18 protein-coding genes and 2 pseudogenes are annotated in these 25,248 nt (G+C 62.0%); 13 read left to right on the plus strand and 7 right to left on the minus strand.

Annotated elements, in window-relative coordinates; all coding sequences use genetic code 11:
- Positions 1-586: 586 nt before the first annotated feature.
- The 3 genes from NQV17_RS24235 (at position 587) to NQV17_RS24245 (ending at position 4,682) form a co-directional block, all read left to right on the plus strand.
- Entirely contained in the window at positions 587-1,621 is a 1,035-nt protein-coding gene (locus NQV17_RS24235; protein ID WP_257774167.1) for an acyltransferase, read from the plus strand.
- Positions 1,622-1,820: 199 nt separating this feature from the next.
- Entirely contained in the window at positions 1,821-3,302 is a 1,482-nt protein-coding gene (locus NQV17_RS24240) for a hypothetical protein (protein WP_257774168.1), read from the plus strand.
- A gap of 27 nt (positions 3,303-3,329) precedes the next feature.
- A complete protein-coding gene (locus NQV17_RS24245; RefSeq protein WP_257774169.1) occupies positions 3,330-4,682 on the plus strand; it encodes an O-antigen ligase in 1,353 nt (450 codons plus the stop codon).
- Positions 4,683-4,913: 231 nt separating this feature from the next.
- Here the strand turns inward: NQV17_RS24245 and NQV17_RS24250 are convergent.
- Positions 4,914-5,235: pseudogene (locus NQV17_RS24250) on the minus strand (IS5/IS1182 family transposase); the annotation flags it as partial.
- Between the two features lie 68 nt (positions 5,236-5,303).
- Between NQV17_RS24250 and NQV17_RS24255 the strand changes: the two are divergent.
- A pseudogene (locus NQV17_RS24255) lies at positions 5,304-5,579 on the plus strand (transposase); the annotation flags it as partial.
- Positions 5,580-5,800: 221 nt separating this feature from the next.
- On the opposite strand, the gene NQV17_RS24260 reads toward NQV17_RS24255, so the two are convergent.
- The 6 genes from NQV17_RS24260 to galU form a co-directional block, all read right to left on the minus strand.
- Positions 5,801-6,307 (minus strand): IS110 family transposase, encoded by a 507-nt coding sequence (locus NQV17_RS24260; protein ID WP_257774170.1) that lies wholly within the window; start codon positions 6,305-6,307, stop codon positions 5,801-5,803.
- Between the two features lie 393 nt (positions 6,308-6,700).
- Positions 6,701-7,849, minus strand: a complete 1,149-nt coding sequence (locus NQV17_RS24265; RefSeq protein WP_257774171.1) for a glycosyltransferase family 4 protein — start codon at positions 7,847-7,849, stop codon at positions 6,701-6,703.
- Positions 7,850-8,108: 259 nt separating this feature from the next.
- The gene (locus NQV17_RS24270; RefSeq protein WP_257774172.1) at positions 8,109-9,518 is read right to left on the minus strand and encodes a UDP-glucose/GDP-mannose dehydrogenase family protein; all 1,410 of its coding nucleotides are present in this window, start codon (positions 9,516-9,518) and stop codon (positions 8,109-8,111) included.
- A 31-nt stretch (positions 9,519-9,549) separates the two neighbouring features.
- Positions 9,550-10,815, minus strand: coding sequence for a glycosyltransferase WbuB (locus NQV17_RS24275; RefSeq protein WP_257774173.1), 1,266 nt, complete (start codon positions 10,813-10,815; stop codon positions 9,550-9,552).
- Positions 10,816-10,991: 176 nt separating this feature from the next.
- Positions 10,992-11,573, minus strand: coding sequence for a phosphatase PAP2 family protein (locus NQV17_RS24280; protein ID WP_257774174.1), 582 nt, complete (start codon positions 11,571-11,573; stop codon positions 10,992-10,994).
- A 98-nt stretch (positions 11,574-11,671) separates the two neighbouring features.
- The gene (gene galU, locus NQV17_RS24285; RefSeq protein ID WP_044846964.1) at positions 11,672-12,556 is read right to left on the minus strand and encodes a UTP--glucose-1-phosphate uridylyltransferase GalU; all 885 of its coding nucleotides are present in this window, start codon (positions 12,554-12,556) and stop codon (positions 11,672-11,674) included.
- Between the two features lie 401 nt (positions 12,557-12,957).
- Between galU and NQV17_RS24290 the strand changes: the two genes are divergently transcribed.
- The 9 genes from NQV17_RS24290 to NQV17_RS24330 all read left to right on the plus strand — a co-directional run bounded on the left by NQV17_RS24290 (position 12,958) and on the right by NQV17_RS24330 (position 25,214).
- Entirely contained in the window at positions 12,958-13,155 is a 198-nt protein-coding gene (locus NQV17_RS24290) for a flagellar transcriptional regulator FlhD (RefSeq protein WP_257774175.1), read from the plus strand.
- Positions 13,156-13,305: 150 nt separating this feature from the next.
- Entirely contained in the window at positions 13,306-13,539 is a 234-nt protein-coding gene (locus NQV17_RS24295) for a hypothetical protein (RefSeq protein ID WP_257774176.1), read from the plus strand.
- A 271-nt stretch (positions 13,540-13,810) separates the two neighbouring features.
- Positions 13,811-14,044 carry a flagellar transcriptional regulator FlhD gene (locus NQV17_RS24300; protein WP_124668008.1) on the plus strand — a complete coding sequence of 78 codons (234 nt, stop codon included), beginning with the start codon at positions 13,811-13,813 and terminating at the stop codon, positions 14,042-14,044.
- A 281-nt stretch (positions 14,045-14,325) separates the two neighbouring features.
- Positions 14,326-14,781, plus strand: a complete 456-nt coding sequence (gene bcsD, locus NQV17_RS24305) for a cellulose biosynthesis protein BcsD (protein WP_257774177.1) — start codon at positions 14,326-14,328, stop codon at positions 14,779-14,781.
- Between the two features lie 45 nt (positions 14,782-14,826).
- Entirely contained in the window at positions 14,827-15,252 is a 426-nt protein-coding gene (gene bcsP / locus NQV17_RS24310) for a cellulose biosynthesis protein BcsP (RefSeq protein ID WP_257774178.1), read from the plus strand.
- Positions 15,249-16,028, plus strand: coding sequence for a cellulose biosynthesis protein BcsQ (gene bcsQ / locus NQV17_RS24315; protein WP_257774179.1), 780 nt, complete (start codon positions 15,249-15,251; stop codon positions 16,026-16,028). Before bcsP ends, bcsQ begins: the two co-directional genes overlap by 4 nt.
- Positions 15,977-18,202, plus strand: a complete 2,226-nt coding sequence (gene bcsA / locus NQV17_RS24320) for a UDP-forming cellulose synthase catalytic subunit (RefSeq protein WP_374692738.1) — start codon at positions 15,977-15,979, stop codon at positions 18,200-18,202. Before bcsQ ends, bcsA begins: the two co-directional genes overlap by 52 nt.
- A 15-nt stretch (positions 18,203-18,217) precedes the next feature.
- On the plus strand, positions 18,218-20,737 hold the full coding sequence (bcsB, locus tag NQV17_RS24325; RefSeq protein ID WP_257774181.1) for a cellulose biosynthesis cyclic di-GMP-binding regulatory protein BcsB: 2,520 nt from the start codon (positions 18,218-18,220) through the stop codon (positions 20,735-20,737).
- Position 20,738: 1 nt separating this feature from the next.
- On the plus strand, positions 20,739-25,214 hold the full coding sequence (locus tag NQV17_RS24330) for a cellulose synthase subunit BcsC-related outer membrane protein (protein WP_257774182.1): 4,476 nt from the start codon (positions 20,739-20,741) through the stop codon (positions 25,212-25,214).
- Positions 25,215-25,248: the final 34 nt, after the last annotated feature.

The raw sequence follows: 25,248 nt of genomic DNA on the forward strand, positions 1-25,248 counted from the left end.
AGCTCTCGAACTTGGTCACGAACACGATGTACCGGTAAAGTTTCTGTCCTTCGCCCTGGTTGCCCCACTTCTGGCAGTCGGGAAAGAAATCCAGATGTGGGAGGGCAGGGTCTTCGCAGATGGCATCATTACGGACATCTGTCGAACACCTGATTCGCAACATTGATGAGTTCGTTCTGGCGCGTGTCCGGAGATACAGGGGCAAATCCAGGATCATAATTTTGATTGGGATCGGACTGAGCATTCTGATCTTCCTCTACTTTGAGGAGCCGATGCAGCTTGCAAAATATTTGGCTTTCCAAATTAGCGACTGATATCTTCAGGGCCCCAATACGCCATATGGACGTAAACCTGTTGCATCTTCGCTGACAGTTCACAAAATCTGGGCGGTAAAATCGGGCCAAATCTCCGGTTCCAAAGGCCGCCCTGCACCAGCACATCACCGGAGTAGTCTGATCGAGCCAGTTTGATGGCGCTCGATCGCATTCCATATGAAGTACGATTTCGACGATAGAGCCGGTGCAAACGTCAGATGAGACGGCGCTGACAGAATCTGTCGAAAAACTATTTATGGGAGAAGTCCGCAGTGAGCCCAGGAGCGTTCCGATTTCTATTGGCGACAATCGTCGTGGCTTCGCACTTCACTAGTGCGAATATTGGCGTGGCTTCCGTATATCTGTTCTTTGCGCTCAGTGGATATTGGGTCAGCGAGATGTGGTCCAGGAAGTATTCAAAAACCCGATCACCCTACGTGACTTACCTAATCTCACGGGTCTGGCGGATCGCCCCGGTCTTTCTGCTCTGCAGCATGCTCGCACTGTTCTTGCTATTAAGAGCCCCTGGCATCGTTTCGCCGGTGATACCATTCGATCCAATCGAGCCAAACAGTATTATTCCGAGCTTCATCCTCTTGGGCTACAGCGCGCTACATACCGGACCGCTGGGGCCTGCATGGTCGCTCGACGTCGAAATGCAGTTCTACATAATTGCGCCGATACTGATCGCTGTGTTCCCCCGCCGTCCAGTGCTCACTGCACTCGCGATCATTGCGTTAGCCTTGGTCTCGGCAGCCATATGGAAAGCGCGCTCCATCGGGTGCACTTTGCCCTTTTTTCTTGCAGGAATCGCCTGCGCAAGAATGCCAGCCCTGCGGCCGAGTTCTGTAATAGCCAAAGCGTCAGCAGGCTTGTTTTGCGGCGCTTTAGGTCTATTTGCGATCGTGCCAGCCCTCAGGCCGGTGATGTTTACGGGAGCACATCCGGGTGCCATGTCTGCGTTCAATCCTGCTCTAAATGTGCTTCTGGGGACTCTTGCTTTACCATTCGCGCTGCATTCGGTAAGCCGTCACGGAGGTAATATCGACCGGTTAATGTCCGACTGGTCCTACTCCCTTTACCTCTTTCATTGGATTCCACTTGTGTTCGTGCAGCACTACCTTCCGGGCATCAACCAGCACGGCCACCTTGTACGGGGTTTGCTCACCCTTCCCGTACTGGCGGCGACCTATGCGATTTCGCTCGCCATTACAACGTGGCTCGACCGCCCCCTCAATTCTCTGCGAGCCGAGTTTGTGCGCCGACGCCGGCTCAATCGAGTGGCAGCTGCTGCAGGAACTGCCTGAAACCGATCTAACCATAGCTATGGCTGACGGGCGGTAACCCAATCCGCCGTCTCCGGCCAAACTGCAGGCGCCCACCTCCGGCAAAGACTGGTGATCTTGGCCGACGACGACAGACTGCAGTACTAATCCGCCAATAAACCAGGTTGGCCGGTCAACCTTGGTACGATCAACTCCCAATTAGCTACCGAGTAGCCACTCCATGAAAACGAGTCGTCGCCTTGCCATTAAGGCCTTGGTTGCTGGCGCCGGGCTTGCTGCGTCAGGTGCGAAAAGTGCTGATATGGTTGCTGCAGGACAACTTTCACCGATTACCGAGGAATTCGGTGCTGCGCGCTTCCAAGCTCGTGGAGACGGAAAAACCGACGACACCGCCGCATTACAGCAGTGGATCAACTACATTGTCGCGAACAAAAAGCGCGGCACACTGGGATCCCGGACCTATCTGATTTCCACCTCTTTAGATATACCGGCCGGCTATTCATGGGCGATCGATGGTGACATTGTTGGCGGGACGAAGATCATCCAGAAAGCAGATAACGTTCCAATTTTCAACATTGGCGCCACTGGCCCCACACCGCTGACGCACTCTTGGCGTATATCGAACATCGAGTTCGACTATGCTAATGAACAGCCGGCTTCCAATGAAAGTGCGAACCCAATATTGTTCTCGCAGATGGTTTGCGAATTTTCATTGACGAACCTTAGATTTTCTCGCGGCTCCTTTGCCATAAGCGTGAAACCCGGCGTAGGTGGTCCATGGGGCGGCCAATGGGATGGACTTGTCTTTGCCGGTGGACTTAGCGGTGGCGCAATGCAGTGGACTGGCTGCAAGAATGCGGTACCCAATAACAAGTGGGGCCGCCTGTTTGTTGATTGTCATAAAATGGTCGGCCCAGTCTTCAAAGATATTAAGGGATACAACTGGGTTATTGACACAATTGAATTTATCGCAGCGCAACGCGGCGCACAGCTCATGTCGATACAAGCTGGCTCGGTCTGCTCGATCGGCGCAATGAAGCTTGAGAACGGAATCTATCGAAAGGTAGGAAGCCTGCTAAGCATTGCAACCGGTTCGCACATCAAAATCGATCAATTCAACATCGGTGGGAACGCGATGGTTCTGCATCCGCAGGACGGCCCACTGACAATCTTTTCCACCGGCGTCGGCGGTCCAACAGGGTCGTTCGACCTGAACACGCTGGTGGCGGGGGCGACTGATTTTGGTGGCAACGTGTTTGTAATCGGAGGGGCGAAAGGTCAAATGCGTATTCACAGCATGACGCTTGACAACCACCCGTGGCAAATTTGCGATAACGTGTCCACCCCGACGGGCGATGCACTGACAATCGACCAATTCAAGAATGATCGCGCCACGCAAAACATTGGAGACCGTGATTTCTCCGTATCGCTGGGCGACCCGAATATCATGTCATTTGAGAGCGAATTTAGCGAGCCTCGTACACTCGAATTACCGTCTGCAGCAAATAAAATGTTTGGAGGCTTGTACTACGAGGTGCGGCTTTACGGAGCCGTCAATGGCAACAACACTCTGACCATTCGATCTGGACAAAAGACGATTTTCGTTGCGAAGAGCGACAAGTTTTCTATGCGTTTCGTGTGGCGCAGAAACGCCGTGGGTGCAAACGGATGGATCATGACGCGCTACGAAGCGCTGCCATGATCCAACGTCGAATCTGTAAAGGACAGAATGCGAATTAAGTACATCCCCATCCTAATGCTCTTTTGCATTGTTCCGCTAGCGTTCGATTTTAAGAGTGATGATGGCGGTGGACATGCGGCCCAGATCGTACTTGTGGTTCCGGCGTTGTTGTCGGGCCTTCTGCTCGCACTTAGCGGCCCCCGCTTCCGCAAGTCTTCCGCGTTAAGGTCGTTCGCAACTATCGCCGTAACCCTAACGGTGGCCGGAAGTGTTGTCCCGCAGATCCTCCAAAGCAACGACCCAGGAAATTATCTGCGCGTGCTCCTTGCATTCTTGCTGTTCATGATTGGATTCTATATTGGTTGCCACCCTTGGGCTGATGACAGACTGAGGCTTTTTCGTCGCGTCATTTTTGTAGGTATGGCGCTGTCGTTAATTTTCAGCTTTACGTACGGGGCGGTATCCGCTGGATCAGTTTTGGATGCTCGTTTCAAGATTATCTCGCCCGTGCTACTTGGGTTGCAGGGCTTTCTTCTTTACGATATCGTCGCAAAACGGTCGGCTACTAGAATTGACGTAATCGTCTTCATCGCCACACTTGTCGTGGAATTGCTGAGCATCACTCGAAGTATAATACTGGGAACGATAGTCATTTTTTGTTTTTCCACTTGGCTTGCTTCGCGCTCACTTCCTCACCTAGCGAAATTACTAATACGAACGACTGCCATAACCATATTTGCGGCGATTTTTGTCGGTGGAGTCACTTGGATAATTTCGCCCTCTGTTTTGGAGCATTGGTCGCAACGGATTTTCTTTTCTGAAACAACCTCGAACGGGAAAGACCCGACGACGCTGTCCCGACTTGCCGAGATCGAGGATCAGTATGATCAGGTCACGTCAGACGCACAGAATTTAGTATTCGGGATGGGCTACGGTCACGAATTCCACTTTTCTGAAACATACTTTTATGACCTTCTGGCGACGCGCGCTTTCTCTGAAGACATCCTCAAGAACAGGGGGGCATGGGAAGCGGGGCACAATTTTTGGGTATATCAGCTTTTCTCTGGAGGAATCGCCTTTGGCGTAGCATTACCAGTAGCAATTCTGCTGGCATGTTTTATGTGCACTTTAAAATATAGACGTGTCAACAGGATTCCACATAACGAAGAGCACCTCGATTCACTGGGGCGATATTTGATGGTCATTGTGGGAATGATTGTCTCTACGATTGGTGGAAATCCGCTCGGGCCGCGGTACGGCGGGCTTATTTATGGGTTGGCGTTTGGACTAATGTTAGCCTCGTATAGTCGCTTGTACTTTCCACAAGCGCTCCAATCATTCCGCTCAATCGGAGGGGCGCCCCGGAGAGAAAGCATGGCAATCGAAATGGAGCGGCAATAGATTTTTCTTTTTTTTTGGACGGCGCATTTTTGTTGTCCGTCTCAGTAAAGCTAGCGCCAGCCCAAACAGGCCGTTGAAATGTCCATCGACCGGATTCAGTTTTCTTCCGCAAATGGCATGAATTCGTTCGGCGGCTTCACGATTTTGTTTCGGTGCACCGAATCCCACTTCGGAATCGGAATCGGCAACGGAGCCCGACTGGCGAGCACATTTCCCACCCGATTTCCTGTATCACGCGTCCTGCGGACGTACGAATCCCAACGTACGCAGTCGTGTCAGGTTGTAGGCCTCATCGTCAGCGTGAGCAACTGATCGACTTTCTCCAGGCCCCCCACCATCACCTGCCGGATCGGCCCGATCCGTTTGCCCCAGCCAAAGCACTGCTCGATGCATTTCCGCTGACGCTGGCTCAGCCCGTAACCAAGATGCCGCGTAGTCCGACCATCGAGTGCGCTTCCGCCGGTGCGCGTCGTGTTGCGTGCCATTGCGGCGTCACGTTGTACTCACGGCACGCCTTCACGAAACCGCGCGTGTTGTACGCCTTGTCGGCACCTGACCTGCCCTGGAATTTTCGGACCAGTTGAAACTTGAGAGAATGGCTTCCAACGGAGAAAGGAAGTCATGAAGAAGAGCCGATTTACCGAAGAACAGATGGTCACCATCCTGCGCGAGGCGGACAAGGCGCCGGTCGCTGAGGTTGCGAAGACGCATGGGATCAGCGAGCGGACCATTTACAACTGGCGGCAGCATTTCGGCGGGCTGGAAGCTGCAGACGTGAAGCGGCTCAAGCAGCTCTAGCAAGAGAATGCGCGGCTGAAGAAGATGCTGGCCGAGCGAGATCTCGAACTGGACGTGATGAGAGAGATCAACGCAAAAAATGTATGGTCCGCCCCGGCTTTGCAAGCGGGCGTTCTCCGACGAGACAGTTTGCGTAAATGTATCCGGCCTCTCGCGAGTCAACCGCTTTTGGCGGCAAGGCCATGATGGGATATGCGCGCTCGGTTCCCAATAAGTGGACTGACCTCGAAGGCCGTTTTTTTGTCCCGGGCTTACCGAACGCCGGTGCGCTGTTTCGTCATCAATTGCACGTCTGCAAACCTTGACGGGTGATCGGCAGCCTACTGTGCTTGCGGCTGCCGAAGATAAAACGTTCCTCGTCGCGTGAGAATGGTCCACGCGATACGCGCGAGCTTGTTGGCCAGTGCGACGATGACCTTGTTGCGGTGTATGCCCTTCGCCTCCATCTCCGAGATCCAGAGCCCGAGATGATCCTTGGTCCGATCGAGATGCAGCACGCACGCTCGGGCACCGTGAATCAACAGCTTGCGCAGATATGGATTGCCTCGCTTGGTGATCCCGAGCAAGTGCTGCTTGCCTCCGGTGGAGAATTCACCGGGAACAAGGCCTAGCCAGGCAGCGAAATGGCGGCCGGATTTGAACTGCGTACCGGTACCTGCGAAGGCAGTAATCGCGGTTGCGGTCAGATGCGCGATACCCGGTATCGAGATCAATCGTGTGGCGACATCGTCGGCCCCTGCGATTGCTTCGATCTGGCGGCGTAATTGCAAAAGACGTGCCTCAATGGAGCGGTATTCCTGCCACTGCTCCTGCAACAGATCGCGCATCGCAGTCGTTAGTGCGTTTGCGGTACGAATTCCTCCAACCTCACGGTGCTGAATAGGGATTCGTTGTAGCTATCGGTGCCTTACATGCAGTCTTGGGTCTCGGTCTCGGGTTGTGGCTATATCGCGACGGATCAGCGGGGCTACTTCAACGGCCTGTTACATGGCCGCCGTAGCCCTGACACTTCTGTATATGCTGATGGAGTAGACTACTCCTGAAAATAGCTTTTCAGCACCACCGAAAACGGTATTTCAGCAACCTGTTAAGTGATGTATCGACTCAATGCATCAATAGATGCGTGGACTGCGACTTTCACTTCGTCGACAATACTGCAAAAATCTAGATTTAGTATAATTTTGACGCAGAAGGCCTGCGCATCGTGATTCGCTGCTTCTCTATCCTAGGCACTCGGAGTAAACGCCGACCAGTTTTTCAACGTATTGGTTCCAGTTATGAGTATCGGTGGCGGCGAGGCTTGCCTGACGAGAAAATTCCATAAGCCTTTCAGGTGCGCTAGCCATCTCGTCTATTGCGTTGGCCAGTTCGGTGGTGGAAGCGGCCGGAATGATTTTGCCACTACGGTTATGTTCGATGATCTCCGCAGCCCCGGATTCGCGTGTTGCGACGATGGGAAGTCCTGTAGCCAAAGCTTCGCATAGCACTACCGCCAAACCTTCTTCAAGGGAGGGCAGCACGAAGAGATCGGCCGAATTATAGTGCTCGTTGAGTTGTGCGTTATCAACGTGTGGAATGTGCGTGAAGAGATGTCGATATGGCTCCAGTAAGAATTTGATCTGAGGATCAATTTTTCCGATCAGAGTGACATGAAAGCGCTTGTTATTGAGTTGCTTGACGGCCTCCAGGAGGTAAAGCTGGCCTTTTCGCAAGTTGATTTGTCCAACGCACAATATATCGAAGCGATCTTTCGAGTTTTCGCGTTGATTTAATGGGTGAAATCTTTTCACATTGGCAGCATATGGGATCAATTTTATTTTGCTTGCCGATATCCCTTGCTGAATGAATGAATCTCGTACGATCGCTGATGGCGCGAGTACGCAATCGTACATTTCTAGCTCTTCGATCAACCTCTTTTGCTGTCGATTAATTCTGTTGACGTGTGGAAGCCCTCGCTTGTTCTCCTCCATGGTGAGAATGTTGTCACGATAAATTGGATGTGTATTGACAACCTCACCGATTATGATCGAGCCTTCGCGTTTTGCGGCCTTGACAACTTGTCGCGATGTACCGTGCGCCATGACGTGTAGCACTTGAGTCGGCCGCCAATTCAGACGTACTCCAAGTTGCCAAAGATCGTGATATGCCGGATAGAGCAAGTCATTCAACCGTCCCTTTAGCATTTTCGCATGTGCTCGGACGGCATATTCCTTTGCCCAAATATTGACAGCGCGGCCGCGCGCCAGCGAGAACGCGGAATTATGTATTTTGTGGGAGTAATAAAATGTATCTAGAATTCCAGATTTATCTAGATTTTCAATGTAGTTGTGGAAGTGGAAGCGACCGCAAACTGCTACACTAACCTTCATGATTCGATGCTCCGCGAAATTTTTTGTTAGGTTAGAATGGGTGGGTGGCGGGGATTTATTCATTGAATTTATAAACATTTAATTATATAGGTCATGCTGGCAACAGGACCTTATGGGCAAGTGGGCTATCTGCATGGTGCACTGCACACAGTGTCCGACTTTATATCCAAAACCGCTATTCTTAAGTTTCCTGAACGGAGTTCACTTCAGTTGTTGGCTCGAGGTCGGGAGGTAGACCCCAAGCCAAGAAGTTGCACGTTCACGCCCTCGCCACGCTCAGCGTCCTAACTGCCTCAGACACTCCCCCCACACCCGCCCGCCCAATACTGTAATACTCGACCCCCAACTCCCGCATCGTCTCCGGCTCATAAAGATTCCGCCCATCGAAAATCACCGGCTCGCTGAGCAATTCGACGAGCGCCGCAAAATTCGGGCTCTTGAACACCTTCCACTCCGTGACGATCACGAGCGCATCGGCCCCTGCCGCAGCTTCTTCCGACGTCGTCACGAACTGGAGCCGCGAATGTGCAGCCGGATCGTCGCTGAGATCGAGCGCAAGCACGCGCCGCGCCTCATCCGTCGCAACAGGATCATAAGCACGCACGTTCGCACCACGCTTCAGAAGCCCAACCACGAGCTCACGGCTCGGCGCTTCACGCATATCATCGGTATTGGGCTTGAACGCAAGCCCCCACACCCCGAACGTGAGTCCCGACAGATCGTCCCCGAAGCGTTCCGAGATCTTCTCGAGCAGCACCTTCTTCTGCGCATCGTTGACCGCCTCGACGGCTTCCAGAATGCGCAGCGACTGCCCGTACTCGGCAGCGGTTTGCACCAGCGCTCGCACATCCTTTGGAAAACACGAACCGCCGTAACCCACGCCGGCGTAAAGGAAGTCATACCCGATCCGCGGATCCGACCCAATCCCCCGGCGCACGGCTTCGATATCCGCGCCGACGCGATCAGCAAGATTCGCGAGCTCGTTCATGAACGAGATCCGCGTGGCCAGCATCGCATTCGCCGCATACTTGGTGAATTCCGCCGAGCGCACGTCCATGTAGCGCGTACGCTCGTGATTGCGGTTGAACGGCGCATACAGCCGCTTCATCTGTTCGCGTGCATGCTCGCCGGCCTCGTCGGCGTCGGTGCCGATCACGATACGATCGGGCCGCATGAAATCGTCGACGGCCGCGCCTTCCTTCAGGAACTCCGGATTCGACACCACCGAGAATTCGTGGCGCAGGCCGCGGCGGGTCAGCTCGGTTGCGATCGCATCGCGCACGTGCAGCGCGGTGCCGACCGGAACGGTCGACTTGTCGACCACCACCTTCGGCCCGCTCATATACCGTCCGATATTGCGCGCGGCGGCGAGCACGTACTGCAGATCGGCGGAGCCATCCTCGTCGGGCGGCGTGCCGACCGCGATGAACTGGATGTCGCCGTGCGCGACGCTGGCTTCGATGTCGGTCGAGAACTGCAGCCGGCGGCTCGCACGATTGCGATCGATCAGCTCTTTCAAGCCGGGTTCGTGAATCGGTACGCCGCCGCCGTTCAGGATGTCGATCTTGCGTTGATCGACGTCGACGCAAAACACGTCGTTGCCGATTTCGGCAAGGCATGCGCCCGTCACGAGGCCTACGTAACCGGTACCGATGATGGTGATTTTCATGTTGCCGTATGGAGAGGAATCGATTGCGGGTTCAAAAATCCGGATGCCGTGCGCCTGACACGTCGGCATTGGACGGCTCGGGACGCAATGCGCGCAACCTGGTGTCGAAATCGCTCAACACCGCGTCACGCGACAGGACGGCCTCGGCGAATCTGCGCCCGGCCTGTCCCAGGCGAGTGCGCTCGGCCGCATTGGCGGCGAGCGCGTCGATACTCGATGCAAGCGTTTCGGAATCGCCCGGCGGCACGACGATCCCGCGCGGCGCGACCACGTCATGCAGCTCCGTCCCCGGGCTCGCCATCGCGATCACGGGCCGCCCGCTCGCGAACATCCCGGTCAGCTTCGACGGCATGACGAGGTCGGCAGCGTCGGCGCGTTGCGGGAGGACGTGAATGTCGGCCACATTCAGCAGTTCGTTGAGCAGGCCGATAGGCTGCAGCTCGATGAAGCGGCAGTTCCTGAGGCCGCCGCAGCGCATGAGCAGCTCGGCGCGCGCGGGCCCGTTGCCGCAGAAGACGAACACCAGATTGTCGCGCGATACGAGTCGTTGGGCCGCGTCGGCGAGAATATCCAGCCCTTGCTTGGCACCCATGTTGCCGGAATAGAGCACTACCGTCGCGGCGGGAGAGATGTACAACGCCGTTCGCAGCTCGCTCGGCCGTTTGAGCGGATAGATCGAGTGGGTGTCGGCCCAGTTCGAGAAATGCACGAGCTTGCTTGAATGAATTCCCTTGCGCAGCGCGTGCTCGACCATCTTCCCGGAGATCGTCGACACGGTATCGAAGCGCTTTAGCAGCGTACGCTCGATGGCAAGCACGGCGCGCTTCAGCAGAGATCCCTTGAGCATTCCGAGGCTGAACGCCGCATCGACCTCGTAATCCTGGATATGGATCCACGCGTGGGCGCCGGTCAACCGTGCGACGAGCCAGCCGGCTGGCGCGTTCAGCAGGCTTGGCGCGATGCACACGACGACGTCGGGCCGCCAGAACGCATGCCGCAGCATGACGGGGAAGCTCGAAAGCGCGAAGCTCGCGAGATGCGCGATGCGGCGCGCACCGCTCGGTCGCGACGGAACCCACAACGGTGCGCGCCAAAGCGCGACGCCGCTGCGGCGTTCGGTCGAGTAGCTCAGCGCCGAGTAGCCGCTGGCGAGCCGCCATTCGGGGTAGTACGGCGGTGCGCACACGACGCGCACGGTGTGGCCTTTTTCGACGAGTGTTTCCGCCATCTCCGCGGTGTACTTGCCGATGCCGGTCAGCTCGGGCGCGTAGTTGATGCCGTATACGAGGATCTTCATCGGCTCCCAGCGAAAGATAAAAATGGTGCGGTGCGTTATAAGCGCATTGTCGGTAATGCTTATCGTGCGAGTCCGACAGAATGTTGATCGGTGCCGCCAATTGTCGGCGGCAGCCGTGTGAATCGTGGGCGAGATTGCACACCGCGGGCAGCATTACCCGATGCGGCAGACAGTCGTCAGAAAAGACGCGTGCAAACCAGCGGCGAATACATCTCGATCGCCGCCTGAATCGGTGCGTGATATCCGTAGGCGAGGGCGGACACGGCAAGCGTTGAAACCACGGCGAGCGGACGCAATGCCGGCGGCAGGATCGGTGCGTCCGTCCATCGTTTCAGCAACACGACGGTAACGAGCGTGCCGAGCATCCAACCCGCGATCACCTCGGACGCGCTATGTGCATCGTCGCGTACGCGTGCAACGCCGATCGTCGCGGCGAGGACGAGCCCCGGCAACAGCGCCGGGCCAGGGCGAACGTCCCACCCGTCGTGCAGCATCAGCAGGCACGCCATCGGCCAGACTGTCGCGGCAAGCATCGTGTGCCCGCTGATCATGCGGAAGTTCATCGACCGGATCTGCAACCCGCATCCGGCATAGAGAACTTTCGTCAGTCCGACGGCGAGCATCGCGACGGCAAGCAGCACGACCCACGACAACGCAATGCGCCAGCCATACATCGAGCGAGTGAGCCACACGAAACAGATGGCGGCAAGCGGCAGCGTCAGCGCCGCGTCACCGAGGTTGCCGATAGCGAGCCACATGTCCGGTCCTCGCTGGACGAAACGGAGTTATCGATCGCTCGTGGGATGAGAAGCCGGCAACGCGATGCGCCGCGCGTCACCGCGGCGCACGATCGGCATCAGACGACCAGCTGTTCCGACATCCGCGCAAGCAAATACCGCTCGAAGTCCGCCGCAACCTCCGGATGCCGCAGCGCGAACTCGATCGTCGCCTTCAGGTACCCGAGCTTGCTGCCGCAATCGAAGCGCGTGCCGTCGTAGCGATACGCGAGCACCTGTTCATCGGTGAGCAGCGACTGGATCGCGTCGGTCAGTTGCAATTCGCCGCCCGCGCCGGGTTTGAGCCCGCGGAGATGCTCGAAAATCTTCGGTTTCAACACGTAACGACCGACGACACCGAAGTTCGACGGCGCATTCGCCGGTTCGGGCTTCTCGACGATGCCGGACAGCTTGAAGAGATCGTCTTCCCAGCGCTTGCCGTCGATCACGCCATAGGATTTCGAATCTTCAGGAGCGATTTCCTCGACCCCGATGACCGACGCGTGATAGTGATCGAAGACGTCGATCATCTGGCGTAACACCGGCTTCGGGCCATCGAGCAAATCGTCGGCGAGGATCACCGCGAACGGATTGTCGCCGACGAGTTTCTCCGCGCACAGCACGGCATGACCGAGCCCGAGCGCTTCGGCCTGGCGTACGTAAAAGCAGTCGACATGGCTCGGCTTGATGCTGCGCACCAGCGACAGCAGCTTGTCCTTGCCGCGTGCCTCGAGCTCCGCCTCGATCTCGTACGACTTGTCGAAATGATCCTCGATCGCGCGCTTGCTGCGTCCGGTCACGAAGATCATCTCCGTGATGCCCGCTTCGATCGCTTCCTCGACCGCATACTGGATCAATGGTTTGTCCACGACCGGCAGCATTTCCTTGGGACTGGCCTTGGTGGCCGGCAGGAACCGCGTGCCCAGGCCGGCGACCGGAAAGACGGCTTTCGTCACTTTCAACATAGTGGTAATTCCATGAGTTCGGAATGAAGAGCAGACAACGTCGAGGTGCGATGTCGGTGTCCGGACGCAACAAGAGATTCGTAGTCGCACAGGACGCAATTGCCTGGCCGCGCACGTGCGATTCGGGAAATCCTAATGTGTTCGGAAATAAAGCGGCGACTGAATCTTGGACGAATCCGACAGGTTGATTGCGAAACCATACGTTGGCGCAAGAATTATTTTGAAACAGTGTGCAAATGGCCGGCTCGGCGTTATATAGCGGATGACGGCTGTCGTTTGTCGACAGGCGTTCGCCTGGTTGGGATACGGTTCGAAGCGAAAGCCCGGAACCCGGTCGGATTTTGCAGATGCGAGTGTGTGCCGATGCATCGCGTTCACGGGCATGTCTTTAGGAGAGCGTGATGACGGAAGAGGATGATATTTGCCGGGCGTTGGGCGCACTCGATCCTGCCTATCTCGAACTGATGCAGCAGATGTTGAAGATCGATTGCGAGGTCGCGGCACGCGAGTTGGGCATCTCGAATCAGATCGCGTCACGGATCATCGCGCTGACACCAGCCGAGATCGAAGCGCTGGTCGACCGCGGATCGCAGCCTTAGACGGCAACGCTGGCGTCGTCTCGAGTTGCGGCATGTATGGACGAAAGCGCGCCACGGTCCCGCTATATGCGAAGAAAGAACAAGGACCGAACAAAATATATTTAGCGTTGAAACGCAATTGCCAAAGAGATGGATGAAAGTGGAGTCACCATGACGCATTCGACCATAGGCACCATGACGATATCCGAACAACGGCAGCGCACCGGCTGGGCCGGTGTCTGGCTTCCATGCACCGATCCTCCCGCGGAACCGATGTGGTGTGAGGGCCGATGGCCGGGACATCCGTACGGCTTTCCCGTGTATTGGGACGGCACCAAATGGTGCAGCAAGATTTTCGGCGCCCGCGGCGATTTCTGGCGCGAGCGCGTGATACGGGCTGCATAGCAGGCATCTGCCGGCGGCGCCGCGCTCCGGCAAGCATTTGGGTGGACCGGCGATCGCCACGTGACTTTGCCGAACCGCATGCCGCCGGTCCGTCGTGTCGCGCTTTCACGAACGCAAATACGAGCAACCCGCGATATGGCGGATTACCGCTAGGTTTTGTCCGCTCGTTGCCATACGCGACACGTAGAGTGCATGCCCAAAACTCCGCGTATTGCCAATACGCGCCCTGCGGCCGGCTGAATGCAATCGCCGTCCAAAATCAGGAACGCCCATGCCCGAACAGGACGACATCTTCGACGCGATTGCGGAATTCAACCGTTCGTATCTGACGCTTGCCCAGCGCTTGCTGCAAGCGGATCGCGAAGCGGCGAAACAACAACTGGGCATGTCGGACGAGACGGCTGCGATCGTCGCCGCATTGACGCCGGCACAGATCGACGAACTCGCCGAGCGTCGCGAACTGTTCTGCGAATTCCGCGCGGAATCCTCGCCCGGCCGGGCCTGATACGGCGACCTTTCCAACGTTTCATGCGTCGCGCCGCGCACGAGCCTGGCCGTATACCGGCTTGCATGTCCGCCACCGATCGCAGCTCGGCTGCAGCCGTGGCCACACCCGTCAATTGTCGGCGGTGGCCGATAGTTTGGCGTTTTTCGGCTAGGTATCGAATCCCATTCGTCTAATTGGATTCGCTACGATGCGCAAAAACGCTGTTGCCACGATGTCCGCACGCGAAGCACACGATGCGGCCACGCCGATAATTGTCTTTCACCGGGGATTCGTCGTCCATGCAGGGAATGTTGGAGCATCTACTCGAGCGCCATGTGTCGATCCAATGGCGCGGCTTCCTGGAGGCATTGGCCGGTGAATTCACCGATCAGCTCGATCGGGACGAGTTGAGGCAATTGATGGCGCGCATCGGCATGCGCTTCGCAGCCGCGCATCCACTTGGCCCTTGCGAGTCGACGGACGATCTCGCGGATGCATTGAATGCCCGCTGGCGCGACATCCAGTGGGGTTACGCCGAACTGTCCGACGAGCACGATTTCCTGCGCATCGTTCATTACGCCGCGCCGTTGCGCGCGTTCGGCGACGGCTGTCTCGCATGGTCTTCCGCCTTCCTCGAAGGCGCGTATCAGGGCTGGTTCGACAGTGTCGGTGCGACCGGTTTGCGCGTGACACAGGACGTCGCGCCGCCGGACGATTCGCGGATCGAACTGCGTGTTGCGCGCGCAAAGAACTGAGCGACCGGGCCGACCGGAACTTCCGCGACAACCAATGGGCACGCTATGTCGACTTCACGGGATATCGAATCGTTGTTCAAGCGTTTTGGCGGCGATGCCGGACGCTATCACGAAGTACGTGCGGAAGCGGATGCTGAAGTGGCCCGCGCGCGTTGGCCGCTGCTCGGCGGTGTCGAATTGCGCGCGAGCGAGTCGCAGGGGCAGCCGGGCGCAGGGTCGCCGGACGGCGCGGATAGCCTGCGCAAAATCGTACTGGCCGACACGCGTGCGTTGCCTGCGTCCGCGCAGGATACCGGCGGGCGGGAACCAGCATCCGGCACGCTGAAGAAGCTGGTCGGCAGGCCGGCGGCATCGGATGGCACGGACGCGCAAGCTCCGTCACAGCCGCTGGTTCGGTTGTTCGAGCGGTTGCGCACGGAGCCGACGGGAGAGGCGCCGAAGAAGCCATCGGTGTGGACCGGCCGCTCATGAAAATCGTCGCGATCGCTTCGGCAAAGGGCGGCGTCGGCAAGACGACGCTGGCGGCGAATCTCGCGGCCGTGTTGGCGGCGTCGCGACGCCGGCGCGTGAGCGTGGTGGATCTCGATCCGCAGAATGCGCTGAAGCTGCATTTCGGCGTGCCGCTCGACATGACCGACGGGCTCGCCCATGCCGCGCTCGACAGGCTGAACTGGCCGGCCGTGGTCGTCGACGGGATCACGGTGTTTCCATTCGGCCTGGTCAGCGAAACGGATCAACGCCGCTTCGAGCGGCTGCTCGACCGCGATCCGTCGTGGCTCGCGCACGGGCTTGCCACGCTCGGGCTCGGCGACGACGACATCGTGATCATCGATACGCCGCCGGGCACCTCGGTATACATGCGCGCCGCGCTGACGGCCGCGCATTTCGTGCTCAAGGTCGTGCTCGCCGATGCGGCCTCGTACGCAACGATTCCGCAGATGCGGCGGATGCTCGACGCGTATGCCGCGAGCCGCGCGGATTTCGTGGGCGACGGCTACGTGGTCAATCAGGTCGATCAGTCGCGCGAGTTGGGCCGCGATGTGCTGCGCGTGCTGTGCGACAGCCTCGGCGCGGCGCGGTTCGGCGGCGTGATTCACAGGGATGAAGGGGTCGCGGAATCGCTCGCGTCCCGGACGACCGTGAATCGCTACGACCCGCGTTCGCAGGCCGCCGCCGACCTGAACGCGTGCGGTGCATGGCTCGAGCGCGTGCTCGATCGGCGCGACACCGCGCGGAGCATCGCTTGAGCGCCCGCGGGGAGGTCGCGCGGCCGTCGGCGGTCGACCGGTTCGTCGATGCGTTGCCCGGAAGCGGCTGGTTCGTCGCGCTGCCTATAGCCGCATGCACGCTGCTGGCGCTGTATTTCGTGTGTACGGTGCCGCTCGACGCGATCGGGCAGCTCGTGTTCGCCACCTGCTGCATCGCCTGTTCGCTGGTGGTCCGTCGCCTGGGCGGACGCTATGCGACGCTCGTCATGATCGTGCTGTCGGTGGTGGCCACCGGCCGTTACATGTATTGGAGATTGTCCGGCACGCTGGTGTGGTCGCATCCGCTCGACGCTGTATGGGGCACGCTGCTCGCGGCGGCCGAAGTCTATGCGGCGGCGGTGCTGATCCTCGGCTACTTCCAGACCGCGTGGCCGCTCGGGCGCAAGCCGCTGCCGTTGCCCGCGTCGCGCGCGCATTGGCCGAGCGTCGACGTGTTCATTCCGACGTACAACGAACCGTTGAGCGTCGTCAAGCCGACCATCTACGCGGCGCTCGCGCTGGATTACCCTGCCGACAAGCTGTCGATCCACGTGCTGGACGACGGACGTCGCCCGGAATTCCGCGCGTTCTGCGAGTCGGTCGGCGTGCACTGGACGATTCGCGATCACAATCGCCATGCCAAGGCCGGCAACCTCAACGAAGCATTGAAGATCACCGACGGCGAATACATCGCGATCTTCGATTGCGATCACGTGCCGACGCGCTCGTTCCTGCAGATCTGTCTAGGCTGGTTCATTCGGGATCCGAAGCTGTCGATGCTGCAGACGCCGCATCACTTCTTTTCGCCGGACCCGTTCGAGCGCAACCTCGGCATTTTCAGAAAGGTGCCGAACGAAGGCGAATTGTTCTACGGACTGGTGCAGGACGGCAACGATCTCTGGAACGCGACGTTTTTCTGCGGATCGTGCGCGCTGATGCGCCGCTCGATGGTGGAGGAGATCGGCGGCATCGCGACGGAGACGGTGACCGAGGATGCGCACACCGCGCTCAAGCTGCATCGCCGCGGCTATACGACGGCCTATCTTGCGATACCGCAGGCGGCGGGGCTGGCCACCGAGAGCCTGACCGGGCACATCGGCCAGCGCATCCGCTGGGCGCGCGGCATGACGCAGATATTCCGTATCGACAATCCGCTGTTCGGGCGCGGACTGACGCTGAGCCAGCGGCTGTGCTACCTGAACGCGATGATGCATTTTTTCTACGGGATCCCGCGGCTCGTGTTCCTGACCGCACCGCTGTCGTTCCTGTTCTTCGACGCACATGTGATCCATGCCCCGGCCACGATGCTTGCGCTCTATGCGCTGCCCCACGTCATCCATGCGAACGTGACGAACTCGCGGATGCAGGGCCGCTTCCGCCATTCGTTCTGGGCCGAAGTCTACGAGGCCGTGCTGGCGTCGTACATCGCGCTGCCGACGATGCTTGCGCTGATCAATCCCCGGCTGGGCAAGTTCAACGTGACGGCCAAGGGCGGACGCATCGACCGTGGCTACTTCGACTGGGCGGTGTCGAAACCGTATCTGAGCCTGGTGGTCCTGAACGTGATCGGCCTCGCGGTGGGCGTCCTGAACCTGTCGCTCAACCGTCACGTCGGCAGCGAAGTCCAGACGACGGCGTTCAACCTGGCATGGACGACCTACAACATCCTGATTCTGGGTCTCGCCGTCGCGGCGGCGAACGAGCGCCGGCAGGTACGCGTGTCCCATCGTGTCGCGGCGCGGATTCCGGTCATGCTGCGCTTCGCGAATGGCCGGACACTGGCATGCGAAACGCGTGACTACTCGGAGGGCGGGATCGGCGTGGCAGTCCCCGACGATGCGCGCATTCCGCGTGGCGAACCGATAACGGTATCGCTGTTTCGCGGTGTCGAAGAGTACGCATTTCCCGCGACGGTCGAATACGTCGAACCAGGGCGCGTCGGCATCCGGTTCGAGAGCCTGTCGCAACAGCAGGAATTCGATCTCGTCAGTTCAACCTTTGCCCGAGCCGACGCATGGATCGACTGGACGGACGGCCGCCGTCCCGATTCGCCGCCGCGTGCGTTCCTGCATCTGTCGAAGGTCGGCGTGCAGGGCTTGCTTCGCGTGATCGCGCGCCTGTACGCGGACCTGCGCGTGTACGCGCGCGGCGGCCGCAGCAACGAAAAAAAATAGCATGAGGCGGAAAGAATGACGGGGTCGTCGAGACAGCGCGGCAGCACGCGCCGCAAGGCGTGCATTTCGCAGGGCGCGGTTGTCGCGGTTCCTGCACGTGTCGGCCGGTATGCGCGCGTGTCGCGCAGGATGGTGTCGCTACTGCTCTGGGCAATGGCGGGCGGCATCGCATCGGGCAGCTGGGCCGCGGCCACCGGGATGCAGGCACCCGGCGCAATGCGGGCGGCGGACGGCGCGATGTCGTCGGGCGATGCGGCGCCGCCGTCGCCGGCCATAGCCGTCGGGCCCGCCACCGCGCGCCCCGCGCTGCTCGCCGAACCGGTGCCGGCGGCCGACGCCGCGCGCCGCCGCTTCGGCACGCTGCCGACCACGGCCGAGCCCGGCACGCTCGTGCCCGGCGGCCGGCGCCAGGCATTGACGTTCGCGGAGCTCGGGGCGCGCGATCCGCTGCAGCTGCGGGGCACCGACGGCCAGAACGGCATCGCGTTCTCGGTCCGTCGCGACGAGGTCGTGATGGGCGCGACGCTGCATCTGGTCTACAGCTACTCGCCCGCGCTGCTGCCGGATCTGTCGCAGCTCAAGGTGCTGATCAACGGCGAAGTGGCGGCGACGCTGCCGTTGCCGGCCGCTCAAGCCGGCATGACGGTTGCGCGCGACGTGTCGATCGATCCGCGCTTCGTCACCGAGTACAACCATCTGAACGTTCAGCTGATCGGTCATTACACGAAAGACTGCGAGGATCCCGCCAACTCGTCGCTGTGGGCAACGGTGAGCAACGCGAGCCGGCTCGAGCTGACTTACGCGGCGCTGCCGGAGCGGCCGGAACTCGGCGTCCTGCCCGCGCCGTTCTTCGATTCGCGGGACGTCCGGCGGCTCGAGCTGCCGTTCGCATTCGCCGCGCGACCGCCGCGGGAGACGCTGGAAGCGGCGGGCATCGTCGCGTCGTGGTTCGGCGCGCTGGCGTCGTATCGCGGCGCGCGGTTTCCTGCCCGGCCCGGCGGCCTGCCTGAATCGGGCAACGCGGTGGTGTTCGCGACGGCCGACGATCGTCTGGACGGCGTGACGCTGCCGGCGATCGACGGGCCGACGCTGGCCGTCGTCGAGCGGCAGGCGCCGGCTCACGGCCAGCTGCTGCTGGTGCTCGGTCGCACGCCGGACGAAGTGAAGGTCGCCGCGCTCACGCTCGTGCTCGGCAGCAAGACGCTCGCGGGTACGCATGCCACGGTGAGCCGGCTCGAGAACATCGCGCCGCGCGTGCCGTACGACGCGCCGAACTGGCTGTCGTCGACGCGCCCGGTGCGGATCGGCGAACTGGCCGACGGGCGCGCGCTCAGCGTGTCCGGCTACGACGCGGGTGCCGTCCGGATCGATCTGCGCGTCGCCCCCGATCTGTTCACCTGGGATACGCGCGGCGCGCCGATCGACCTGCGTTATCGCTACACGCCGACGCTGCGCGCGGACCGTTCGTCGCTCAACCTGAGCGTCGGCGACACGTTCGTGAAGGCGCTGCCGATCCCGGCACGGGAAACGTCGCGCTGGAGCCTGAGCCGCTACCTGCCGTTCGTCGCCAACGGTATCGACCGCGCGACGCTGCACGTGCCGCCGCTGCTGCTCACGCCGCGCACGCCGTTGCAGCTGCACTTCTTCTACGAGATCCCGGACATGGGCCGATGCACGGGGCGGCTGCTGCAGAACGTCGCGGGTTCGATCGACCCGGACTCGACGATCGACGTGTCGTCGTTTCCGCACTACAAGGCGCTGCCCGACCTCGCCGCGTTTGCAAACAGCGGCTTTCCGTTCACGCGGATGGCCGACCTGTCGGACACGGCCGTCGTGCTGCCCGCCGAGCCGGGCGCGGACGTCTACGGCCTGTACCTGCTCGCGATGGGGCGCATGGGCGTGTCGACGGGTTATCCGGTCAGCGGTGTGACGGTGACGGACGCCGCCGGTGTCGGCGCGTTCGCGTCCAAGGATCTGCTGATTCTCGGCGCGCCGGACACCCAGCCGCTGCTGACCCGCTGGGCGGCGCGCATGCCGTTCGGCACGGATCGCGACGGCGGCCTGTTTGGTGGCCTGTTTGGCGGCCGGTTCGGTGGCCTGTTCGGCGGCGCCGAGGCGGCGCCGTCGCCTGGCGCCGAGCGCGAACGCGTGCGCGCCGGCCTGTCGATCGTCTCGGACGGCACGCGCGCGCTGATCGCCGGCTTCGAGTCGCCGTTGCGCAAGACGCGCAGCGCCGTCGCGTTGATCAGCGCGAGCGGGCAGGCGGACGAGGCGCTCGGCCGCGCACTGCTCGACGACGACCTGCTCACGTCGGTCCAGGGCGCGATGGTCGTGATTCGCGATCGCACCGTCACGGTGACGTCGAACGAAACGTCGTATCACGTCGGTGCGCTGCCGCCGCTCACTTACCTGCGCTGGTTTCTGTCGGGGCGTCCGCTGCTGCTTGCGCTGTTCAGCGTGCTGGCCGCGTTCGTCGCGGCGGCGCTCTTCTATCGTCTGCTGCGTGCGCGTGCGGCGCGCCGGCTGAAGGAGTGACATGCGAAACCGACGGTTACGCGGGCTCGGCGCCGCCCGCGCGGGCGGTATCGCGAGTCTGCTGCTCGCGCTGGCACTGCCGCACGCGGCGGCGGCCGGCAGCGACCCGCTGAAGGTACTCGTCGATCAGGGGCGATACTGGCAGGCGCATGGCCGGGGCGACCTCGCGGCACAGGCCTGGAAGAAGGTGCTGGGCGTCGATCCGAATCAGCCCGACGCGCTGTTCGGCATGGGCATGGTGCTCGCCGATCGCAAGGACGTCGACGGTGCGCGCCGCTACCTGGAACAGTTGCGCCGCATCGCCCCCGGCTTCGCGCGGACCGACGAGCTTGGCCAGCGTCTGGGCGAGACGAGCGTGCGCGACGGCGAGATCAGCGACGCGCGCCGCCTCGCGCAGACGGGGCAGAGCGCGCTGGCCGCGCAACAGTATCAGCGCGCGCTGCAAGGCGCGCCGTCGTCGTCCGCGCTGCAGCTCGAGTACTTCCAGGCGCTCGCGGCCACGCCGAGCGGATGGGCCGAAGCCCGCCGAGGCCTGGAACGTCTCGCGCGTGACAACCCCGACGATCCGCGCTACGCACTCGCGTATGCGCAGCACCTGACCTATCGCGACGCGACGCGCCGCGACGGCATCGCGCGGCTCGAGTCGTTGTCCGCCGACGCGAAAGTCGGGAAAGCGGCGCGCGAGAGCTGGCGCCAGGCGCTGCTCTGGCTCGCGGCCAGGCCGTCGGATCAGGCGCGCTACCTCGCCTATCTGAAGGTGGTGCCGGACGATCCGCCGGTCAAGGCGCGCTACGACAGCATGGTGCGACAGGATCAAACCGCGCGCGAAGGCGATCAACGCAGCGCATCGAACGAAGCGCGCGGCCACGCGATCGAGGATGGCTTTGCGGCACTCGAACGCGGCGATCTGGACACGGCGCGCGCCCGCTTCAATGCCGTGCTCGCCACGTCGCCGAACGACGGCGACGCGCTGGGCGGCCGCGGCATCGTCGAACTGAAGCAGGAGCACTTCGCGCAGGCACGCAGCGATCTGGAGCGCGCGTCGCGAGGCGGGAACGCGGCGCGCTGGCGCTCGGCGCTCGGCAGTGCGACGTACTGGTCGTACACGAGCGAGGCGCTCGGCGCGCAAAGCAACGGCGACTTCGCGCGAGCGAAGGCGCTGTTCGAACGCGCGATTCTGGCGGATCCGTCGAACGTCACCGCGCAGGTCATGCTCGGCGACGCGCTGCTGGAGAATCGCGATGCGCGCGGCGCCGAGCAGGCGTACCGGATGGCGCTGCGGCGTCAGTCCGACAACCCGGACGCGATACGCGGCCTGGTCGGCGCGCTGGCCGCGCAGGGGCGCGGCGACGAAGCGTTGCAGTTCGCGACGCAACTGAGCGCCGAGCAGCAGTCGAAGGCCGGCGGCCTGGATCGGTTGCGTCGTACGGCCGAGGCTGCGCAGGCGCGGCAAGCCGAAGCGCGCGGCGATCTGGGCACGGCGCGCAGCCTGTTCGAGGACGCGCTTGCCGGCAATCCGGACGATCCGTGGCTGCGGCTGGACCTGGCGCGCGTGTACGTGCGGCAAGGGGCGATCGCATCGGCACGCAGCATGATGGACGGATTGCTGGCCGAGCGGCCCGACATGACCGACGCACTCTATGCCGGCGCGCTGCTGGCCGAGCAGACGCAAGACTGGAGCCTCGGGCTGCAGCGGCTGGAGCGCATCGCGCCCGCGCAACGCACGGCGGCGATGACGACGTTGCAGCACCGCCTCTGGGTGGGCCAGCAGGTTGCACTCGCGACACGGCTGGTGCGCGAAGGCCGCCGCGCGCAGGCGCTCGGGGTGCTGCACGACGCCGAGGGAATCGGCCAGTCGGTGCCGGGACTCGCGGCGCAGTTGTCGGCGGGCTATGCGGCGGCCGGCGACACGTCGCGTGCGCTGTGGATCGTGCAGCGTGCGCTGGCCCGGGAGCCGGACAACGCCGATTTGCTGCTGCAGTACGCGCGGACGCTGCTGACCGTGCGCAACGATGCGCTGCTGGGCGACGCGATGCGCCGGCTTGCCGCGCTGCCGCTGTCGCCCGCGCAGCGCGGCGACTTCGAACGCCTGAACCTCGAGATCGTCGTGCGTCAGGCCGATGCGGTACGCCAGGCCGGCGACCTCGCCGGCGGCTACGCCGTCATCGCGCCGTGGCTGGCCGCGATGCCCGACAGTCCCGAACTCCAGGCCGCGCTCGCGCGGCTGTATACGTCGGCCGGCGACGCGCCGAACGCGCTGAAATGCTATCGGGTCGCGCTGGCCCGCCGGCCCGACGATACGGGCTTGCTGGTCGCGGCGATCTACGCGGCGAGCAGCGCGAAGGCATGGCGCGACGGTGAAGCGTTCGCGGCCACGGCGCTGCGCATCGCGCCCGACGACCCGGGGCTGCTTGCCGCGACCGGCCGCCTGTATCGCGCGCAGGGGAATCTTTCGCTCGCCGCGCAGTATCTGCAGCGTGCGCTGCTGGCCGCCAATACGCCGCCGCCGGGCAGCAAGCCGGCGCCGTCGAACGTGCCGCGCGGCTGGGAGGACGCGATGCGGCGCATCGGCGCGAACCCGCTGCCCGGTACCAATCCGTTCGAAGGCAAGACCGCCGTCGATGTCGTTCATCCGTCGACCGGCTTCGGGGCCGCGGTATCGCCGCTGCCGGGCGTGCCTTCCTGGTCCACCCCGTCTTCTTCCGCTCCGACCGTGCCCTATACGATGCCTCCCGCGCCGCCCGCGACCTACGTCACCCCGTCCGCCGTGCCGGCAGCGCGCATGGTGCCGCCCGCCATGTCGCCGCAGGCGGTCACGCCCGATCTTGGCGACCCCGGCGGCTATGGCCAGGCGGCCGTCGGTGCGGGCGAGTCGGGCGGGCCCGCGACCGCGCGGCGCTATCAGTCCTACCAGTCCTATCAGCCCTATCGGGAGCCTGCCGCCGACGTTCCGCCGGCGGGGGCGTCCGCGGGATGCGTGGCGCAGTCCGATCCGAACGACGACTGTGCCGGCTACGTCGCCACGCCGTGGCCGATGTCGCCCGCGTCGCGGGCCGCGGCGGCGACCGGTTCGCCGGCGGCCGCGTCGGGCGCGAGGCCGGGCCGGCCGGCCCGCGGCGGGACGAAGGTCGCCGCGGCGCGCTCGCCCGTTCTTGCATCGGCCTACGGGCAGGCCGATGCGCCGCCTCGCTATATCCCGCAGCCGCCGGCCGGCTATGCGGGAGGCGACGCCGTGGCCCGTGCGCCGCAGCGGGACGCGGGCGCCAACGCTCAGATGCTCGACGTCGCGTCGGAACTGGCCCAGGTGAACAGCGAGCAGGCCAGCACGGCATCGGGCGGCCTCGTGTTCCGAAACCGGACGGGCGAGGCGGGGCTGTCCGGCCTCACCGACATCGAGGCGCCGCTGGAAGGGCGTATCAAGGCCGGCAACGGTCACGTCGTCGTGACCGCCACGCCGGTCATGCTCGACGGCGGCAACTCGGCGACCGACGTGCCGACTCTCGCCCGGTTCGGCGCGGGGCTCTCGCGGTCGGTCGGCGGCGGCTCGCCGGGTTCCGAAACGGCGAGCGGCGTCGGTCTTTCCCTGGGTTACGAAGGCAAGCAATTGAAGGCCGACATCGGCGCGACGCCGGTCGGGTTCCCGTATCAGGATGTGGTCGGCGGCGTGCGCTTCAACGGTGCGATCACCGATCGGGCGGCCTACTCGCTGGCCGTCACGCGTCGCGCGGTGACCGACAGCCTGCTGTCGTTCGCGGGCGCACGCGATGCGAGTGCCGGCCTCAAGTGGGGCGGCGTGACGCGCAGCGGCGCGCGTGGCGCGCTGAGCTGGGACGACGGCACCAGCGGCGCGTACGTCGCGGGCGCGTTCGACTACTACGACGGCCATCACGTCGAACGCAACTTCGCCGGCAAGGGCAGCGGCGGCGCCTATACGCGCTTGCTGCGCGACGCCGACCGGACGCTCACCGTGGGCGTCAATGCGACGTGGATGCGCTTCAGCAAGAACCAGTCGTATTTCACGTACGGCCAGGGCGGCTATTTCAGTCCGCAGCAATACGTGATCCTGAATATACCGGTCGAGTACGCGGGAAGAACGGGCGCGTTTGCGTACGATTTGAGCGGTTCGTTCGGCGTGCAGCATTACCGGCAGAACGCGGTGCCGTATTTCCCGCTCGATTCCGGCATGCAGGCGCAAGCGGCCGCGAATGCCGCCGCCAGTCAGGCGGTCGGGCTGGACGCGGGGGCTGTGTATCCCGCCCGCAGCAAGACGGGCATCGCGTATTCGCTCGCCGCGCGCGGCGAATACCAGGTCGCGCCGCAGCTGGCCGTTGGTGGAGCGGCTTCGTTCGGCAATGCGTATCAGTACCGCGAGTGGACGGCGGCCGTCTATCTCCGCTACAGCTTTACGCCGCAAGGCGGCCTGCCGGCGTTCCCGCCGCGCGTGTTCGCGTCGCCGTATCTCGCCGACGCCGACTGAACGGATCCGCATCGCGCCGTGGCGATGCCGCGCG

The sequence above is a fragment of the Burkholderia sp. SCN-KJ genome, from assembly GCF_024656005.1.
Lineage (GTDB): Bacteria > Pseudomonadota > Gammaproteobacteria > Burkholderiales > Burkholderiaceae > Burkholderia.

Excerpts from the sequence above, each read along its gene's own strand:
- NQV17_RS24240 (WP_257774168.1), top strand. The coding sequence starts at position 1,821 with ATGAAAACGAGTCGTCGCCTTGCCATTAAGGCCTTGGTTGCTGGCGCC.
- NQV17_RS24270 (WP_257774172.1), bottom strand. The coding sequence starts at position 9,518 with ATGAAAATCACCATCATCGGTACCGGTTACGTAGGCCTCGTGACGGGC.
- bcsP (WP_257774178.1), top strand. The coding sequence starts at position 14,827 with ATGTCGACTTCACGGGATATCGAATCGTTGTTCAAGCGTTTTGGCGGC.
- NQV17_RS24280 (WP_257774174.1), bottom strand. The coding sequence starts at position 11,573 with ATGTGGCTCGCTATCGGCAACCTCGGTGACGCGGCGCTGACGCTGCCG.
- NQV17_RS24290 (WP_257774175.1), top strand. The coding sequence starts at position 12,958 with ATGACGGAAGAGGATGATATTTGCCGGGCGTTGGGCGCACTCGATCCT.
- bcsB (WP_257774181.1), top strand. The coding sequence starts at position 18,218 with ATGACGGGGTCGTCGAGACAGCGCGGCAGCACGCGCCGCAAGGCGTGC.
- bcsD (WP_257774177.1), top strand. The coding sequence starts at position 14,326 with ATGCAGGGAATGTTGGAGCATCTACTCGAGCGCCATGTGTCGATCCAA.
- NQV17_RS24245 (WP_257774169.1), top strand. The coding sequence starts at position 3,330 with ATGCGAATTAAGTACATCCCCATCCTAATGCTCTTTTGCATTGTTCCG.
- bcsQ (WP_257774179.1), top strand. The coding sequence starts at position 15,249 with ATGAAAATCGTCGCGATCGCTTCGGCAAAGGGCGGCGTCGGCAAGACG.
- NQV17_RS24295 (WP_257774176.1), top strand. The coding sequence starts at position 13,306 with ATGACGCATTCGACCATAGGCACCATGACGATATCCGAACAACGGCAG.
- bcsA (WP_374692738.1), top strand. The coding sequence starts at position 15,977 with ATGGCTCGAGCGCGTGCTCGATCGGCGCGACACCGCGCGGAGCATCGC.
- NQV17_RS24300 (WP_124668008.1), top strand. The coding sequence starts at position 13,811 with ATGCCCGAACAGGACGACATCTTCGACGCGATTGCGGAATTCAACCGT.
- NQV17_RS24265 (WP_257774171.1), bottom strand. The coding sequence starts at position 7,849 with ATGAAGGTTAGTGTAGCAGTTTGCGGTCGCTTCCACTTCCACAACTAC.
- galU (WP_044846964.1), bottom strand. The coding sequence starts at position 12,556 with ATGTTGAAAGTGACGAAAGCCGTCTTTCCGGTCGCCGGCCTGGGCACG.
- NQV17_RS24260 (WP_257774170.1), bottom strand. The coding sequence starts at position 6,307 with ATGCGCGATCTGTTGCAGGAGCAGTGGCAGGAATACCGCTCCATTGAG.
- NQV17_RS24275 (WP_257774173.1), bottom strand. The coding sequence starts at position 10,815 with ATGAAGATCCTCGTATACGGCATCAACTACGCGCCCGAGCTGACCGGC.
- NQV17_RS24330 (WP_257774182.1), top strand. The coding sequence starts at position 20,739 with ATGCGAAACCGACGGTTACGCGGGCTCGGCGCCGCCCGCGCGGGCGGT.